Here is a 13,570-nt window from a genome sequence, read left to right as displayed (position 1 = left end):
CTCGAGCCGCTCGAGCAGCGCGGTGGTGCGGGGTGAGTAGTCGAAGTCCACGAGGAACCCTCTCTGGTGTCCGGGTGCTCAGCCGAGCCGGTCGCGGCCGGTACGGATGAGCGTGATGATGGTTTCGGGGAGTCGTTCCTGGTCGGGGTCGACGTGGCGGCCCTCGCGGTGGCGGCGCAGGTTGTGGCCCATGATCGCGGCCATCTTGAAGCGCCCCAGGGCGTTGAACCAGGCGAGGTCGTCGACCGGCCTGCCGTACAGCTCCACGAGCTCGTCCTCGCTGGGCAGGCCGGGGACCTCGCGGCCCACGCCTGGGAAGTTGGCGCCGTCGGCGAACACCAGGAACCAGCCGAGCTCGACGCGCGGATCGCCGACGCTCCAGATCTCCCAGTCGATGACCGCTGCCGGGTCGAGGCCCGTGGAGATGATGTTGCCGAGCCGGTAGTCGCCGTGCACCAGTGTCGGCGCGACGGCAGGCGGGACCGACGACGCGAGTCGCGCCTCGAGGTCGGCGGCTCCCGGCACGAGCGCGGGGGGCACGGCGGCCATGGTCCGCGACCACCGCTGCAGCTCGTCGGCGGGGCTGAGCGCCGGGCCGTCGACGGGGATCTTGTCGAGCGGTATGTCATGCAGCGCGGGGAGGATCTCGGCGGCCCGCCGCATCCGGGCTGCGGCCAGGTCCGGCTCGACCGCCGGGTCGTCCAGCACGGGCTCGAGCGACTCCCCGACGACGAACTGCATCGCGAACCATGCCGTCTCGGTCTCGTCGATCACGATGATCTCGGGGACGGGTACGTCCGACGGTGCGAGTGCCTGCATGATCCGCGCCTGGCGGACCATGTCGTGCCGGCCGACCGGGCGCTGCCCCTCCGGCACGGCCTTGACGACGACCGGGCCGTTCGACGTCGGGACGCGATAGGTGAGCCCGGAGTGGCCGCCGAGCAGCGGCTCGAGCTCCTGCACCTCGAGGCCTGGCTCGACTCGCTGCAGCGCGGCGGCGACGCGGGCGCCCAGCGTGGCTTCGAAGGTCATGCTCGTGGCTCCCGCGGCAGGCCGAGCACACGCTCGGCGAGGATGTTGTGCTGGATCTCGTCGGTCCCGCCGGCGATGCGGTAGCCCGGGGCCCCGAGGACGTGCTCGGTCCACGCCCACGTGCCCCAGGCTCCGGAGTCGACCGTGAGCTCGGGGCCGAGCAGCATGCGGACCACCTCGGACGTACGCGCCATGGTGTCGGTGGCCAGCAGCTTGCCGACCGATGCCTCGGGTCCGGGTGCCTCGCCGGCGACGACGGCAGCGGCGACCCGCATACCGGTGATCCGCTGGACGTAGCTGCGGGTGACCAGGTCGGCGACGGCGTCGCGCTCGATCTCCGACAGGGGTCCCCGGTGCCGGGCGAGCTCGACGGCCCGGTCGGCGTTGTCGAGGCCGAGGTTGCCGGAGTCCAGGCGCTCCGCGGCGAGCACCGTCAGCGCGACCTTCCAGCCCTCGCCGACGGGGCCGAGCCGTTGCGCGTCGTCGAGCACGACACCGTCGAGGTAGACCTCGTTGAAGCTGCTGCCGCCGGTCATCTGCCGGATCGGCCGCACCTCGACACCGGGAGCATCCATCGGCACGAGGAACACCGTCAGCCCGGCGTGCTTGGCGGCTGCGGGATCCGTGCGGCACACCGCGATGCCCAGGTCCGCGATGCGCGCGCCCGACGTCCAGACCTTGTGGCCGTTGAGCACCCAGGCGCCGTCGTGCTGGACCGCCTTCGTACGCACGGCGGCGAGGTCGGAGCCGGCCTCGGTCTCGGAGAACAGCTGGCACGCGATGAGGTCGGTCCGCAGCATCGCGCGGACGTACGTCGCCTTCTGCTCGTCGGTGCCCCACTGCGCGATCGTGGGGGCCACGAGCTGCTGCGTCACCGAGAACATCTCGGTGCGGCGCGGCACGTCGAAGGCCGCCTCCTCGCGCTGGAACGCCAGGGCGTGTGCGAGGGGCAGGTCGCGGCCGCCGTACTCGGCCGGCCACGTCAGGGCGCCCCAGCCGGCGTCGAACCGGGCCTGCTCGTAGCGCCGGATCCGGTCCGTCTCCGCGCGTTCCTCGGCCGCGGTCCAGTTCTCGAAGACCGCGACCGAGTCGTCGCCATCGCCCCAGGCGGTTGCCTGCCGGGGCGGCGCCTGCTGGGCGAGCCAGGCGCGGGCCTCGGCGATGAACTCCGTGGTGTCGGGTGTGGGCACGGCGCTGCCTCTCAGACGGCCAGGACGGTGCAGGCACTGATGCCCGGTGCGCCGTACACGTGGGTGAAGCCCAGGCGTGGGCCGCCGGGAACCTGGCGTTCGCCCGCCTCGCCGCGGAGCTGGGTCACGATCTCGTGCACCTGGCGCAAGCCGGAGGCCCCGATCGGCTCGCCGTTCGCGATGCAGCCGCCGTCGGTGTTGACCGGCATGCTGCCGTTGATCAGGGTCGCGCCCTTGTCGAGGAGCTGTTCCTGCTCGCCGTGCTCGCAGAAGCCGCACTCGGCCATGTGCATGATCTCGGCGCCGCTCTCGGTGTCCTGCAGCTGCAGCACGTCGATCTCGTCCGGGCGTACGCCGGCGGCCTCAAACGCCGCAGCGGCCGCCGTGGTGCTGACGCTGGTCGGGGCTCCTGAGCCCTGGATCGCCGGTGCGAAGACCTCGAACGTGCCGAAGCCCCTCGTACGCGTGACGGCCGACAGCAGCGAGACCGGTCGCCCACCGAGCCGCGTCGCCACGGCCTCGCTCGCCACGATGATCGCGGCGCCGCCCTCGCCGGGGGAGCAGAACATGTAGCGCGTCAGCGGGTCGTTGACCATGTCCGCGGCGGCGATCTCCTCGGCCGACATCGGCGTGCGCCGCCACGCATTGGGGTTGAGCGTGCCGTTGGCGTACGCCTTCTCGGCGACCTTCGCGAGCGTCGGCGCCGTGATGCCGTACTCCCGCATGTAGCGGGCGATCTTGATCCCGAAGAACTGGGTCGTGACCATGAGCCCGGCGTCGCCGTAGCCCGACGGGAGGCCCCATTCCTCGGGGAGCGGCGCGAACGCGCCACGGCTGTGCTTGTCGAACCCGACCGCCAGGGCGATCTCGGCCGAGCCGGAGCGGATCGCGTTGACGGCGGACACCAGGGCGCTGCCGCCGGTCGCGCAGCCGTTCTTGACGTTCGTGAACGGGATGCCGGTCAGCCCCAGCTCGGACACCAAGGTGTCGGCAAGGCCCGATCCATCGCTGCCGCCGAACGCGATCTGCACGTCCGACCATTCGATTCCGGCGTCGACGAGCGCGTGACGGATCGCCTGGACCGCCATCTCCCGCCCGCTGACACCGGGCTGCCGCCCGAAGGCCGACAGCCCCGCTCCGACGATCGAGACCCCATTCATGCTGAAACCTCCGTGAATGTCGTCGTCGCGAACCGGGGGACCGGCTCGGTCGCGGTCAGCCGTACGGAGGCGTGGTCCTCGAGGTCGCCGAAGTCGACGCAGTCGAGCACCGCCTCGACCTTGACGCCCTCGGCGAGCTCGACGTATCCCACCGCGAACGGCGAGAAGCCCTCGGCCGGCGGCACGTACGGCGGGGACTTCGGCGCGAACCGCTGCACCGTGAAGCCCCACACCGTGCCGTGCTCCGACAGCTCGATGGCCTGCATGACCTGCCGGCCGCACCGCTGACACCCGTCGGCGACCGGGAACGCGACATTGCCGCAGTGCTCGCACCGGCTGCCCTGCAGCCTGGGGGTCTTGCTCGTGCTCACGTCATCTCCTGGTCGGTCGGCGGGGTCGTCGGCGGTTCAGGTCAGCGGCCGACCCACTTGGGCTCGCGCTTCTCCAGGAATGCCTGGACGCCTTCCTTGGCGTCCTCGGACTGCAGCGCGTTGCCCACCGCGAGGTGCTCCATGACCATGAGCGACTGGATGTCGGCGTCGAGGCCGCGGTCGATCGTCATCTTGGTCAGCCGCATCATGAACGGGCTCTTGTCGGTGAGCTGCGCGGTGAAGTCGGCGACGGTCTTGTCGAGCTCGTCGGCCGGGGCCGAGGCGTTGATCAGGTCGAAGTCGACTGCCTCCTGGCCGGTCAGCAGCTTGCCGGTCAGCATGAGCTCCTTGGTCTTGCGGATGCCGATCATGCGGGGCAGGCGGTAGATCGGCCCGGCGCCACCGAACAGGGCGCGGCGGATGTGGAAGTCGCCGATCAGGGCGTCGTCGCTCGCGATCGCGAAGTCGCACGAGATCATCAGCTCGAAGCCGCCCGCGGTGACGTAGCCCTCGAGCACCGCGACCGACGGCGTGTTCATCGAGTAGAGGCGGTCACAGACCTTCGCCGAGATGACGGCGACCTCCATCGCGGTGGTCGTGCCGACGTAGTTGGCCAGCAGCTCGTCCAGGTCGAAGCCGGAGCAGAACGTGTTGCCGCGCCCGCGGAGCACGAGGACCTTGAGATCGGGGTCGTTGTCGACCTCGACGATGATCTCGTCGAGCCGGTGGAGCAGCTCGAGGGTGACGGCGTTCTTCTTGTGCGGGCGGTTGAGCCACACGCGTGCGACCTCGCCATCCTTCTCGAGCACGATGTGGTCGGTGTCAATCACGGCATGTCCTTTCAAAATGAACTGGATTCATTTCAGTATGGGTGACGATGGGTCGGCGGTCAACAGGAGGGTGTGTGATTCAGAGCCCGACGAGCTCTGCGACGGCGGCGCGATGCGTGCGTGAGCCGCCGAAGAGGCCCTCGTCACTCAGGGCGCGTCGCACGTACAGGTGAGCCGGGTGCTCCCACGTGAATCCGATGCCGCCGTGCAGCTGGACGGACTCGTGCGCGGCGCGGATCGCGACGTCCTGGCACACCGCGGCAGCGACGCGCGCGGCGAGGACTGCCTCGCCCGGATCCTGGTCGAACACCGCCGCGGCATAGCGCGAGGCGGAGCGAGCCCGTTCGAGATCGACAAGCAGATCCGCCAGCCGGTGCTTGATGGCCTGGAACGACGCGATGGCACGGCCGAACTGCTGGCGTTCGAGCAGGTACGCCGTGGTGGTCTCGAGCAGGTGTGCCGCCATGCCGGTGTGCTCTGCCGCGACCCCGATCGCGGCTGCGGTCGTCACCCTGCTCCAGGCCTGGGCGAAGTCGTCCGGTCCGACGAGCAGCGCTGCCTCGGCGCCCGCCAGCGAGACGTCAGCCAAGGGGCGGGTCTCGTCGAGCACCCGCCGACCCTGGAACGAGACGGCCTCGTGGTGCAGGTCCACCGTGAAGAGAGCGGTTCCGGTCGGGGTCGCTGCGGGCAGGATCAGGTGGTCTGCGGTCGCGGCCTGCAGAACGTGCTGGACCGACCCGGTGAGGGACCATGCGCTGTCCGCCGGCTCGGCCGTGACGTCGGTCGGGGAGGACCAGGCCACGGTGGCGATCTCCCGTCCGGACGCGACCGCGTCCATGAGGCCGTTCGCCGGATCAGCTGAGGTCAGCAGCGCTTGAACGGCCACGACCGCCGAGGTGAGGACCGGTTCGGCGAGCAGGGCGCCGCCGGTCTCCTCCAGCACGACGCCGACCTCGCGCAGCCCGAACCCGGCGCCGCCCAGCGCCTCAGGGACGGCCAGCGTGCCGATCTGGACCTCGGACATCAGCCGGTGCCACGTGTCGTCGGACTTCGCGACGATGGCGCGGACGATGTCGCGCAGGTCGTCGTGCTCGGCGACCGGCGTGAGGATCGACGGATCGGCACTGGGCGACACGTCGTACGTACGCGGGCCGGCGGGGGAGCTGGGTGGCATGAGGGACCTCGGTGTCGTGGCTGAAGCAAACTGAGACGAATTCAGTTTATGTCAGCGAGGACGCACAAGCCAGAGCTGGCCCGATGAGGCTCCGTCAGGAGGCGACGCGTACGTCCGCGGAGTCGACGAGCCGGGCGGCCGCATCGGCCATGACGTCCGTGATCTGCTCCAGGGTCATCTCGCCGCCGGGGCGGTACCAGCGCCACACGCCGACCACGAGCGCCAGCAGCATGCGGGCGGTCAGCAGCGCGTCGTCGACGCGGAAGACGCCTTCGTCGATGCCCTTCTGGACGAGTCCCGTCCAGTTGTGCTCGATCTCCTGGACGAGGGAGCGGCACAGCAGCCGCTCTTCCTCCTCCTTCTTCGACGGCCTCGGGGTCGCGAGGAGGTCCATGTGGTTCTGCAGGATGCGTCGCTGCAACGCGTCGCGTGGGGAGGCTTCGTACGCACTCGCAACTGCGGCGGTCAGGGCTGCTGCGGAGTCGGGGGCGGATGCGGTGGCCGCCTGGAAGCGCTCGACGGAGTTGCTCAGCTCGAGCCGCATGATCGTCAGCAGGCAGTGCACCTTGGACTCGAAGTAGTGGTAGAGCGCGGTCTGGCCGATGCCGACGTCATCGGCGATCGTGGCCCACTTGGTGTGCTCGAAGCCCTCTTCGCCGAATCGATCGATTGCGGTGGAGATGATGACGGCGCGCTTGGAGCGCGGGCTCTCGGTGCGCTGTGCGTTGTCCGCTGTGCTCATCGGTGCGATGTCCCAACTCTCGATGCCGTGACCTGAACTCGGCTCACTCGTACAGTGCCACGGGTGAAAGCGTGTGGCAATTCAGGCCCTTTGTGAAAACGCGTCCAGAACTGATATGAGTTCAGTATGACGCACAGTGCCACGAAATGCTCGGAAGACGTCCGGTGAGCCTCACAGGGCGGCAGGTCCAGGTCACGTCCTATCCCCGTGGGCCCGTCGGTCCGGAGCACTTCGAGGTGGTCGACGTGCCGGTCGATCCGGTCGGTCCGGGCGAGGTGCTGGTGCGCAACACCTGGACGTCGGTCGACCCCGGCCTGCGGCTGCGCCTGCGTGAGGCCGCGCCGGAGGGCTACTTCGTGGCGTTCCCGCTGCACGCGGCGATGGACGGCATCATGACGATCGGCGTGGTCATCGAGTCGCGAGCGGAGGGATTCGCGGTCGGCGACACCGTGTGGCATGCGCTCGGCTGGCGCGACTATGCCGTCGTCGATGCCTCCGCCGTGCAGCTCAGTGGACTCGGCACGTTGCGAACGCTCGACACGTCGATCGCCGAGCCGCAGTGGTATCTCGGGGCGCTCGGTGGCATGGGCTTGACGGCGTACGCCGGGCTGTCGGTCGTCGGCGCGCTGAAGGGCGGCGAGACCGTGTGGGTCTCGGCGGCTGCCGGAGCCGTCGGCAGCCTGGCCGTCCAGATCGCGAAGCTGCACGGCAACCGGGTCGTCGCCAGTGCCGGGTCCGACGACAAGGTCGGGTGGCTCGTCGACGACCTCGGGGTCGACGCGGCGTTCAGCTATCGCTCCGGTCCGGTCCGCGATGGTCTCGCAGCGGCTGCCCCGGACGGCATCGACGTCTACTTCGACTGCGTCGGCGGTGACCACCTGGAGGCCGCGCTCGACGCGATGCGCAGAGGGGGTCGGATCGCGATCTGTGGCTCGATCTCGGAGTACGAGTCGGATCCGGCCGGCCCCCGCAACCTGTTCCTCGCCGTCGCGAAGGACCTGACGATCCGGGGATTCAGGGGCAGCAGCAACCTCGACCTGCTGCACACGATGCAGGCCGAGCTCGGGGCCGCGCTGGCCGACGGCCGGCTCAAGCAGCGCGAGACGGTCTTCGACGGACTGGCCGGCGCTCCTCAGGCACTCATCGAGATGATCGCCGGCCGAACGACCGGCAAGACGCTCGTCCACATCACCGACGCAGGCTGAAGGGTTGGATCTCATGACCACGATGAGCACCAGGATCGCCGGCAAGGTCGTGCTCCTGACCGGGGCAACCGGTGGGCTCGGCTCGGCCGCCGCGCGCCGTATCGCTGACGAGGGCGGCAACCTCGTGCTGACCGACCTCGAGGTCGAGGCCTGTGACGCGCTCGCCGAGACACTGGCGGACACGCCGGGCCGGCACACCACGATCGCGCTCGATGTCGCGGTCGAGGAACAGTGGCGCGAGGTGGCGGCGATGGTCGGCCGCGAGTACGGCCGGCTCGACGCGCTGGTCAACAACGCCGCGATCGGGAGCATCGCGACCGTGGAGGACGAGGAGGTCGAGCACTGGGACCGCGTCATGACCGTCGGGGTGAACGGCGTGTGGCTCGGCATGAAGCACTGCGGGCCGCTGATCGACGCTGCCGGTGGTGGCTCGATCGTGAATGTGTCGTCGATCCTCGGGACGGTCGGCGGGTTCGGCAACAGCGCGGCCTACCACGCAGCGAAGGGCGCCGTGCGTACGTTGACCAAGAACGCGGCGCTCCACTGGGCGGCGTCAGGCGTACGGGTCAACTCGCTGCACCCCGGCTTCATCGGCACCGATCAGCTGCTGGCGCGACACGAGGGGTCCGAACGCCATGCGGCGATGCTGGCGGGCACGCCGATGGGACGGCTCGGACGGGGCGACGAGATTGCCGCTGTCGTCGCGTTCCTCGTCAGCGACGACTCGACGTTCATGACCGGCTCCGAGGTCTACGCCGACGGGGGCTGGACCGCCGCCTAGTCAGGGACCACCACGATGCGGCCGCGCACGTCGCCGGCGCGCAGCCGCCGGTACGCCTCGAGGGTCTCGCTGAACCGTACGATCTCGATGTCGGCCTCGATCAGGCCGCGCTGGGCCAGGTCGACGACGGCCTCGAGGTCTTGGCGAGGACCCCAGAACGGCGCGCTGACGTGCCAGCCGAGCGGCAGGTCGCGGCCCTTCGCGACCGTCATCGAGCCGCCCGCGCCGCCGATCATGACGAGCCGGCCGCCGGGGGCGAGCGCGCCGCTGCCCTGGGACAGCGTGCTGTCGGCGCCCACGAAGTCGAGGACGACGTCGACGAGCGAGGAGCCGCGATCCCGGCGGAGCTGTTCGGTCGCGTCGCCGATCGAGGTCGCAGCCGTGTGCGCGCCGTGCGACCGGGACGACTCGAGGGCGGCCTCACGGGTGTCGACGGCGACGATGTGAGCGTCCGTCGTCCGCGCCAGGATCTGGACCGCGAGGTGGCCCAGCCCGCCCACGCCGATGACCATGACGGTGCTGCCTCCCGCGATGGCATCGCGGTGCAGCCGGATGGCGTGGTACGCCGTCAGCCCGGCGTCGGCGAGCGGCGCGAGCTTGGTGGCCGCGATGCCGTCGGCCGACACCAGCTGTCGTTCCGACGGCACCAGGACGTACTCCGCCAGCCCGCCGGGCTTGCCCAGTCCGCAGCCGACCCGGCCGTCGAGCTTGAGGCAGTGGTTCTCCTGGCCGCGCCGGCAGTTGTGACACGTGCCGCACGACCAGACGCCGTGGACCACGGCGAGGCGATCGAGCCAGCTCGCCGCAACCCCGTCGCCGACCTCCACGACGGTCCCGGCGACCTCGTGCCCGAGCGTCATCGGGAGGGCGTACGGCAGTGTGCCGGGCGGGCAGGACATGACGTGGATGTCCGAATGGCACAGGCCGACGGCGTCGACGCGCAGCAGGAGCTCGCCGGGGCCGGGCCGGGGGACCGGGACGTCGCGGACCTCCGGCTCGCTCTCCCACGCCGTGAGCTGGACGGCACGCATCGACGTGGAAGTGACAGGCATGGTGGCGAAGATACTCGACATGCTCCAGAAACTGAACTAGGTTCATGTTGTGGCTTCGATCGACCTTCAGCTCGCGCACTACTACTCGACCCTCGACGACGGACGCATCGCGGACGCGGTCTCCCTGCTTCATGAGGACGTCCAGTACGCGATCGTCCTGCCGAACGGCGTGGTCCGCGGCTCCCATCGCAAGGACATGCAGGCATACCTGGAGTCCCGTCCGCCGGTGCAACGCAAACACCATCTCCTGCGCTCGGCGCGCGACGGTGACGCGGAGTTCGTCTATGGCGCGGTCACCGACGACGGCAACGTGACGGGCCGCTTCACGGCGGTCGCCCACGTCGACGGCGCCGGGATGATCGACGCGTACCAGGTCACGTTCGACCTCGAGCTCGTCGTGGTTCCGATGGAGGAGAACGCATGAGCAGCACGCCGTTCCTGGAGGCGTGGTTCGAGTTCATGGACTCCGACCGGCCGGAGCGCGTCCTCGACCTGATCACCCCGGACTTCGAGATGTCGATCCAGTTCTCGACGGGTGCCGGCAACGCGTCGGAGTTCCTCGGCGACCGGGCGGGGCTGGTGGCATACCTCGAGCAGCGCGAGGTCAGCGTGCTCGTGCATCACATCACGCACGGTGCCCGCGTGGGCGACGTCGAGCTGGCGTTGGGCAAGACGACGCGCGACGGGAAGTTCGAGGCGGCCTTCAACGTCTCGGCCGAGCTCGATCCTGCGGCCGACAAGGTCCGCAGACTGCTGATCGCCCGTACACCGGAGATCGAGTTCGGCTGACGCGGTTTTCGTTGGCTGAAAACGTCCTTCCGGGCCAGGAGTCGCGGTCGGTACGTTGTGCCGCCTCAGCCCGCTGCCAAGGAGTGCCATGTCCCGTCGTGACCTGATCGATCCCGAGTCCCGCGCCAGCCTCGACGCCTTTCTCGAGGTGTTGCCCGGTGGTTTCAACGCGATCCCCGACGTGCAGGCGCGCCGGGCGGCGGCCGCCGCCGTACTGGCTGCTCTCGAGATCCCCGAGAATCCCCGCGTCACCCACGAGGACATCTCGATCGCCGGACCCCTCGGCGCTCCGGACGTCACCGTCCGCGTCTACCGGCCGGTCGACGCGAGCGGGCCGCTCCCCGGCATCTACTACATCCACGGCGGCGGCATGGTCCTCGGTGACCTCGACGACGAGAACCCCGCGGCCGAGCTCATCTGCGAGCAGGTCGGGGCCGTCGTGGTGTCCGTGAAGTACCGGCTCGCTCCCGAGCACCCCTATCCGGCCGCTGTTGAGGACTGCTATGCGGGCCTCGAGTGGCTGTCCAAGAACGTGGCCGAGCTGGGTGTGGACGCCGAGCGCCTCGCGATCTATGGCGCGAGTGCCGGAGGCGGCCTGACGCTGGCAACGGCTCTGCTCGCCCGGGACCGGGGCGGCCCCCAGCTGTCGTTCATGATGCCGATCTACCCGATGATCGATGACCGCAACGAGACCCCGTCCAGCCACGAGATCACGGACATCGGCATCTGGGACAGGGCCGGCAACATCGAGGCGTGGGCGTGGTACCTCGGTGGGCAGGAGGCCGACCAGTACGCCGCTCCGGCCCGGGCCGCGGACCTCAGCGGTCTGCCGCCCGCCTTCATCGATGTGGGGACGATCGACCTGTTCCTCGATGAGGACATCGAGTTCGCCCGGCGGCTCATGCAGGCCGGCGTCCCCACCGAGCTGCACATCCACCCTGGCGCGTTCCACGCCACCGAGCTCGTCGCGCCACAGTCAGTCCTGTCGCAACGGATCTGGGGCATGCGGATCGACGCGCTCCGTCGTGCCCTGACCTGAGTCCCGCGTCCCGGATCAGGGCAGCTCCGGCTCCTCGCCTGTGCTCTTGCTGCTCTGGTCCTCGATCACCTCGTGGGCGATGTCGGTGAGCTTGATGTGCTCCTGCTGGGACCGTCGTCGCAGGTACTCGAACGCCTGCTCGGCGCTGATGCCGTAGCGGCCCATGAGGATGCCCTGGGCCTGACCGATGAAGGTGCGCGCGTCGATCGCGAGCGCCATGCCCTGCTCGGTGAAGGCCGTGGAGAGGGCGATCGAGGCGTGCCGGGCGAAGTTGCTGGCGATCGCGACGTCCTGGGTGCCGAAGGCGCCGACGGGCTCCGCGTAGAGGTTGAGGGCGCCGAGGTTCCGGTTCTTGGACTCGAGCCTGATGCTGAGCGTGCTGCTGATGCCGAGCTCCGCTGCGGCCGGCCCCCAGGTCGGCCATCGGTCGTCGTTCCGGGTGTCGTCGCAGATGTACGTCGACTGCTTGCGTATCGCATCGAGGCAGGGACCCTCGTCGAGGGAGATCTGGAGCTGGTGGAGCTCCGTCACCCGCGGTGATGTGGCAGCCGGTGTCGACCAGGTGTTCGCCGGCTGGGAGAAGAGGATGCCGCACTCGTCGGCCGCCGTCGTGAGGCGGGCATACTCGGCGATGAGCTCAGCCGTCGACGACATCGTGAGCTCGGCGTCGAGCTCGAGGGCTATGCGTGACAGGAAGTCGGCTTCGTCCATCCTCTGCTCATTCTGCTCGTTGTCGGCACTCGACCGCCATGCTGTCGGCCCAGGATTCCACGAACCTAGGCGGTAGTCGCATCCGTGTCACTTCGGGCGTACTCTGAAGAAGTCCCGACTGTCGCCCCCAGGCAACGCCAGGACGCTGCGCACGTCGAACAAACGACGACCGATTTCGGTATGGCGCAGGTTCCAGCCGTCAGGCGGAACGCTGATGATCTCAGAATCTCTCTTCACCCCGGAACCCCGATCCGTCCTTGCCCATACCTGGGCGCTGAGCGTCTTCCGGGTCGAGGATCACGTGGCCCAGCAGCGCGTCCTGCGGGCACTCCGACGGCTCGGCCGCGCCGACCTGACGGCAATCGGGACCCAGCGCGGGAGCGAGACCTTCGTCGTCATCGACTGGGACGCGGTGTCGGACGAGGGTCGTGCGACCCAGGTCGTCATGGCCGCTGACCGGCACGCCACGGTCACGTTCTCGCACGAGTGCCAGGTGGTGAATCCGTGAGCACGCGCATCGCGCTGCCGGCCCAGGTCGCCACAGCTCCCAGTGAGCAGTACGTCAGTCATTTCACCGAGCTGGTTCACGATGTGAAGCAGGCGGGCCTGTTGGAGCGGGCGCACGTCTATTACTGGTTGCAGATCGGCGCGCATGTGGGTGCGTTCTTCGCGATCTGGGTGGGGTTCTTCTGGCTCGGGAACTCGTGGTTCCAGCTGATCCTGGCCGCCGCGCTCGGCGTGATCGTGACGCAGTTCGGGTTCCTCGGCCACGATGCCGCGCACCGCCAGATGTTCACGTCGGCGGCGTGGAACTCCTGGACCGCGCGCATCCTCGCCGGGGCGTTCGCGGGGCTGAGCTTCGCGTGGTGGCGGGCCAAGCACAACATGCACCACAAGGGCCCCAACCTCGAGGGTTATGACCCCGACATCGGTCCGGGCGCGATCGCGTTCACACCCGGCATCGTGGCGCAACGCCAGGACGGGTTCGCCGGCTGGTTCGTCAAGAGGCAGGGCTGGCTGTTCTTCCCGTTGCTGACCCTGGAGGGCCTCAACCTGCACGCCGAGTCGATCCGTGCGGCCCGCGACACGGAGTCGGGTCAGCCGTGGCGGCGGGTCGAGCTGTTCCTGGTGGTGACGCGGTTGAGCGCCTATGTCGCGATCTTGCTGACGTTTCTGCCGTTGGGGAAGGCGGTGGCGTTCTTCGCGATCCAGATGGCGGTGTTCGGGTTCTGCCTGGGTGCGTCGTTCGCGCCGGCCCACAAGGGCATGCCGATCATCCCGGAGGGGATGAAGCTGGACTTCCTGCGCCGTCAGGTCATGGTGTCCAGGAACGTCCGGGGCAACCCGGTGGTGGACTGGGCGATGGGTGGATTGAACTATCAGATCGAGCACCACCTGTTCCCCAACATGCCGCGCTGCAACCTCAAGAAGGCGCAGCCGCTCGTACGCGCGCACTGTGAACGCGAGGGCATCGACTACATGGAGGTCGGGCTG

16 protein-coding genes are annotated in these 13,570 nt (G+C 69.3%); 7 read left to right on the top strand and 9 right to left on the bottom strand.

Translation table 11 applies throughout. From position 1 onward, the window contains the following. Positions 1 to 78 precede the first annotated feature (78 nt). The 7 genes from V6M46_RS13355 to V6M46_RS13325 form a co-directional block, all read right to left on the bottom strand. Positions 79 to 1,032 (bottom strand): phosphotransferase family protein, encoded by a 954-nt coding sequence (locus V6M46_RS13355; RefSeq protein ID WP_332665943.1) that lies wholly within the window; start codon positions 1,030 to 1,032, stop codon positions 79 to 81. Continuing rightward, complete coding sequence (locus tag V6M46_RS13350; RefSeq protein ID WP_332665940.1) at positions 1,029 to 2,222, bottom strand: acyl-CoA dehydrogenase family protein; 1,194 nt, start codon at positions 2,220 to 2,222, stop codon at positions 1,029 to 1,031. The genes V6M46_RS13355 and V6M46_RS13350 overlap by 4 nt, the downstream gene beginning before the upstream one ends. 11 nt (positions 2,223 to 2,233) lie before the next feature. Next, entirely contained in the window at positions 2,234 to 3,382 is a 1,149-nt protein-coding gene (locus V6M46_RS13345; protein ID WP_332665938.1) for a thiolase family protein, read from the bottom strand. Beyond that, entirely contained in the window at positions 3,379 to 3,753 is a 375-nt protein-coding gene (locus V6M46_RS13340) for a Zn-ribbon domain-containing OB-fold protein (protein ID WP_332665936.1), read from the bottom strand. Before V6M46_RS13340 ends, V6M46_RS13345 begins: the two co-directional genes overlap by 4 nt. A 41-nt stretch (positions 3,754 to 3,794) precedes the next feature. Further along, complete coding sequence (locus V6M46_RS13335; RefSeq protein ID WP_332665933.1) at positions 3,795 to 4,583, bottom strand: enoyl-CoA hydratase/isomerase family protein; 789 nt, start codon at positions 4,581 to 4,583, stop codon at positions 3,795 to 3,797. 79 nt (positions 4,584 to 4,662) lie between these two features. Further along, positions 4,663 to 5,757 (bottom strand): acyl-CoA dehydrogenase family protein, encoded by a 1,095-nt coding sequence (locus tag V6M46_RS13330; RefSeq protein WP_332665930.1) that lies wholly within the window; start codon positions 5,755 to 5,757, stop codon positions 4,663 to 4,665. Positions 5,758 to 5,851: 94 nt separating this feature from the next. Further along, positions 5,852 to 6,499: a TetR/AcrR family transcriptional regulator gene (locus V6M46_RS13325; RefSeq protein WP_332665927.1), complete on the bottom strand. Its 648-nt coding sequence runs from the start codon at positions 6,497 to 6,499 to the stop codon at positions 5,852 to 5,854. Between the two features lie 164 nt (positions 6,500 to 6,663). Between V6M46_RS13325 and V6M46_RS13320 the strand changes: the two genes are divergently transcribed. Beyond that, positions 6,664 to 7,704, top strand: a complete 1,041-nt coding sequence (locus V6M46_RS13320) for an NADP-dependent oxidoreductase (RefSeq protein ID WP_332665926.1) — start codon at positions 6,664 to 6,666, stop codon at positions 7,702 to 7,704. Between the two features lie 13 nt (positions 7,705 to 7,717). Then, on the top strand, positions 7,718 to 8,485 hold the full coding sequence (locus tag V6M46_RS13315) for an SDR family NAD(P)-dependent oxidoreductase (RefSeq protein WP_332665925.1): 768 nt from the start codon (positions 7,718 to 7,720) through the stop codon (positions 8,483 to 8,485). Here V6M46_RS13315 and V6M46_RS13310 read toward each other — a convergent pair. Beyond that, positions 8,482 to 9,537 (bottom strand): NAD(P)-dependent alcohol dehydrogenase, encoded by a 1,056-nt coding sequence (locus V6M46_RS13310; protein WP_332665924.1) that lies wholly within the window; start codon positions 9,535 to 9,537, stop codon positions 8,482 to 8,484. The two genes, V6M46_RS13315 and V6M46_RS13310, sit on opposite strands and share 4 nt — an antisense overlap. A 49-nt stretch (positions 9,538 to 9,586) precedes the next feature. Here V6M46_RS13310 and V6M46_RS13305 point away from each other — a divergent pair, with 49 nt between their 5' ends. The 3 genes from V6M46_RS13305 to V6M46_RS13295 all read left to right on the top strand — a co-directional run bounded on the left by V6M46_RS13305 (position 9,587) and on the right by V6M46_RS13295 (position 11,365). Further along, positions 9,587 to 9,961, top strand: a complete 375-nt coding sequence (locus V6M46_RS13305) for a hypothetical protein (protein WP_332665921.1) — start codon at positions 9,587 to 9,589, stop codon at positions 9,959 to 9,961. Then, positions 9,958 to 10,326 (top strand): hypothetical protein, encoded by a 369-nt coding sequence (locus V6M46_RS13300; protein ID WP_332665918.1) that lies wholly within the window; start codon positions 9,958 to 9,960, stop codon positions 10,324 to 10,326. Before V6M46_RS13305 ends, V6M46_RS13300 begins: the two co-directional genes overlap by 4 nt. Before the next feature lie 88 nt (positions 10,327 to 10,414). After that, complete coding sequence (locus V6M46_RS13295; protein ID WP_332665915.1) at positions 10,415 to 11,365, top strand: alpha/beta hydrolase; 951 nt, start codon at positions 10,415 to 10,417, stop codon at positions 11,363 to 11,365. Between the two features lie 15 nt (positions 11,366 to 11,380). Here V6M46_RS13295 and V6M46_RS13290 read toward each other — a convergent pair whose 3' ends face one another. Beyond that, a complete protein-coding gene (locus V6M46_RS13290) occupies positions 11,381 to 12,076 on the bottom strand; it encodes a GAF and ANTAR domain-containing protein (protein ID WP_332665913.1) in 696 nt (231 codons plus the stop codon). A 214-nt stretch (positions 12,077 to 12,290) separates the two neighbouring features. Here V6M46_RS13290 and V6M46_RS13285 point away from each other — a divergent pair, with 214 nt between their 5' ends. Further along, a complete protein-coding gene (locus V6M46_RS13285) occupies positions 12,291 to 12,584 on the top strand; it encodes a hypothetical protein (protein WP_332665910.1) in 294 nt (97 codons plus the stop codon). Next, positions 12,581 to 13,570: fatty acid desaturase family protein (locus tag V6M46_RS13280; RefSeq protein WP_332665908.1), on the top strand; the 990-nt coding region annotated here is incomplete at its 3' end. The genes V6M46_RS13285 and V6M46_RS13280, both read left to right, overlap by 4 nt.

Origin of the sequence: Aeromicrobium sp. (genome assembly GCF_036676885.1) — a bacterium.
Classification (GTDB): domain Bacteria; phylum Actinomycetota; class Actinomycetes; order Propionibacteriales; family Nocardioidaceae; genus Aeromicrobium.
Note: the sequence above shows the minus strand (reverse complement) of the source record. Positions and strands in the feature narration are given on the sequence as shown.

What these genes read in the sequence shown, in the direction of transcription:
- V6M46_RS13330 (WP_332665930.1), bottom strand. Translation starts at nt 5,757, where the DNA reads ATGCCACCCAGCTCCCCCGCCGGCCCGCGTACGTACGACGTGTCGCCC.
- V6M46_RS13345 (WP_332665938.1), bottom strand. Translation starts at nt 3,382, where the DNA reads ATGAATGGGGTCTCGATCGTCGGAGCGGGGCTGTCGGCCTTCGGGCGG.
- V6M46_RS13285 (WP_332665910.1), top strand. Translation starts at nt 12,291, where the DNA reads ATGATCTCAGAATCTCTCTTCACCCCGGAACCCCGATCCGTCCTTGCC.
- V6M46_RS13315 (WP_332665925.1), top strand. Translation starts at nt 7,718, where the DNA reads ATGACCACGATGAGCACCAGGATCGCCGGCAAGGTCGTGCTCCTGACC.
- V6M46_RS13295 (WP_332665915.1), top strand. Translation starts at nt 10,415, where the DNA reads ATGTCCCGTCGTGACCTGATCGATCCCGAGTCCCGCGCCAGCCTCGAC.
- V6M46_RS13300 (WP_332665918.1), top strand. Translation starts at nt 9,958, where the DNA reads ATGAGCAGCACGCCGTTCCTGGAGGCGTGGTTCGAGTTCATGGACTCC.
- V6M46_RS13310 (WP_332665924.1), bottom strand. Translation starts at nt 9,537, where the DNA reads ATGCCTGTCACTTCCACGTCGATGCGTGCCGTCCAGCTCACGGCGTGG.
- V6M46_RS13325 (WP_332665927.1), bottom strand. Translation starts at nt 6,499, where the DNA reads ATGAGCACAGCGGACAACGCACAGCGCACCGAGAGCCCGCGCTCCAAG.
- V6M46_RS13290 (WP_332665913.1), bottom strand. Translation starts at nt 12,076, where the DNA reads ATGGACGAAGCCGACTTCCTGTCACGCATAGCCCTCGAGCTCGACGCC.
- V6M46_RS13355 (WP_332665943.1), bottom strand. Translation starts at nt 1,032, where the DNA reads ATGACCTTCGAAGCCACGCTGGGCGCCCGCGTCGCCGCCGCGCTGCAG.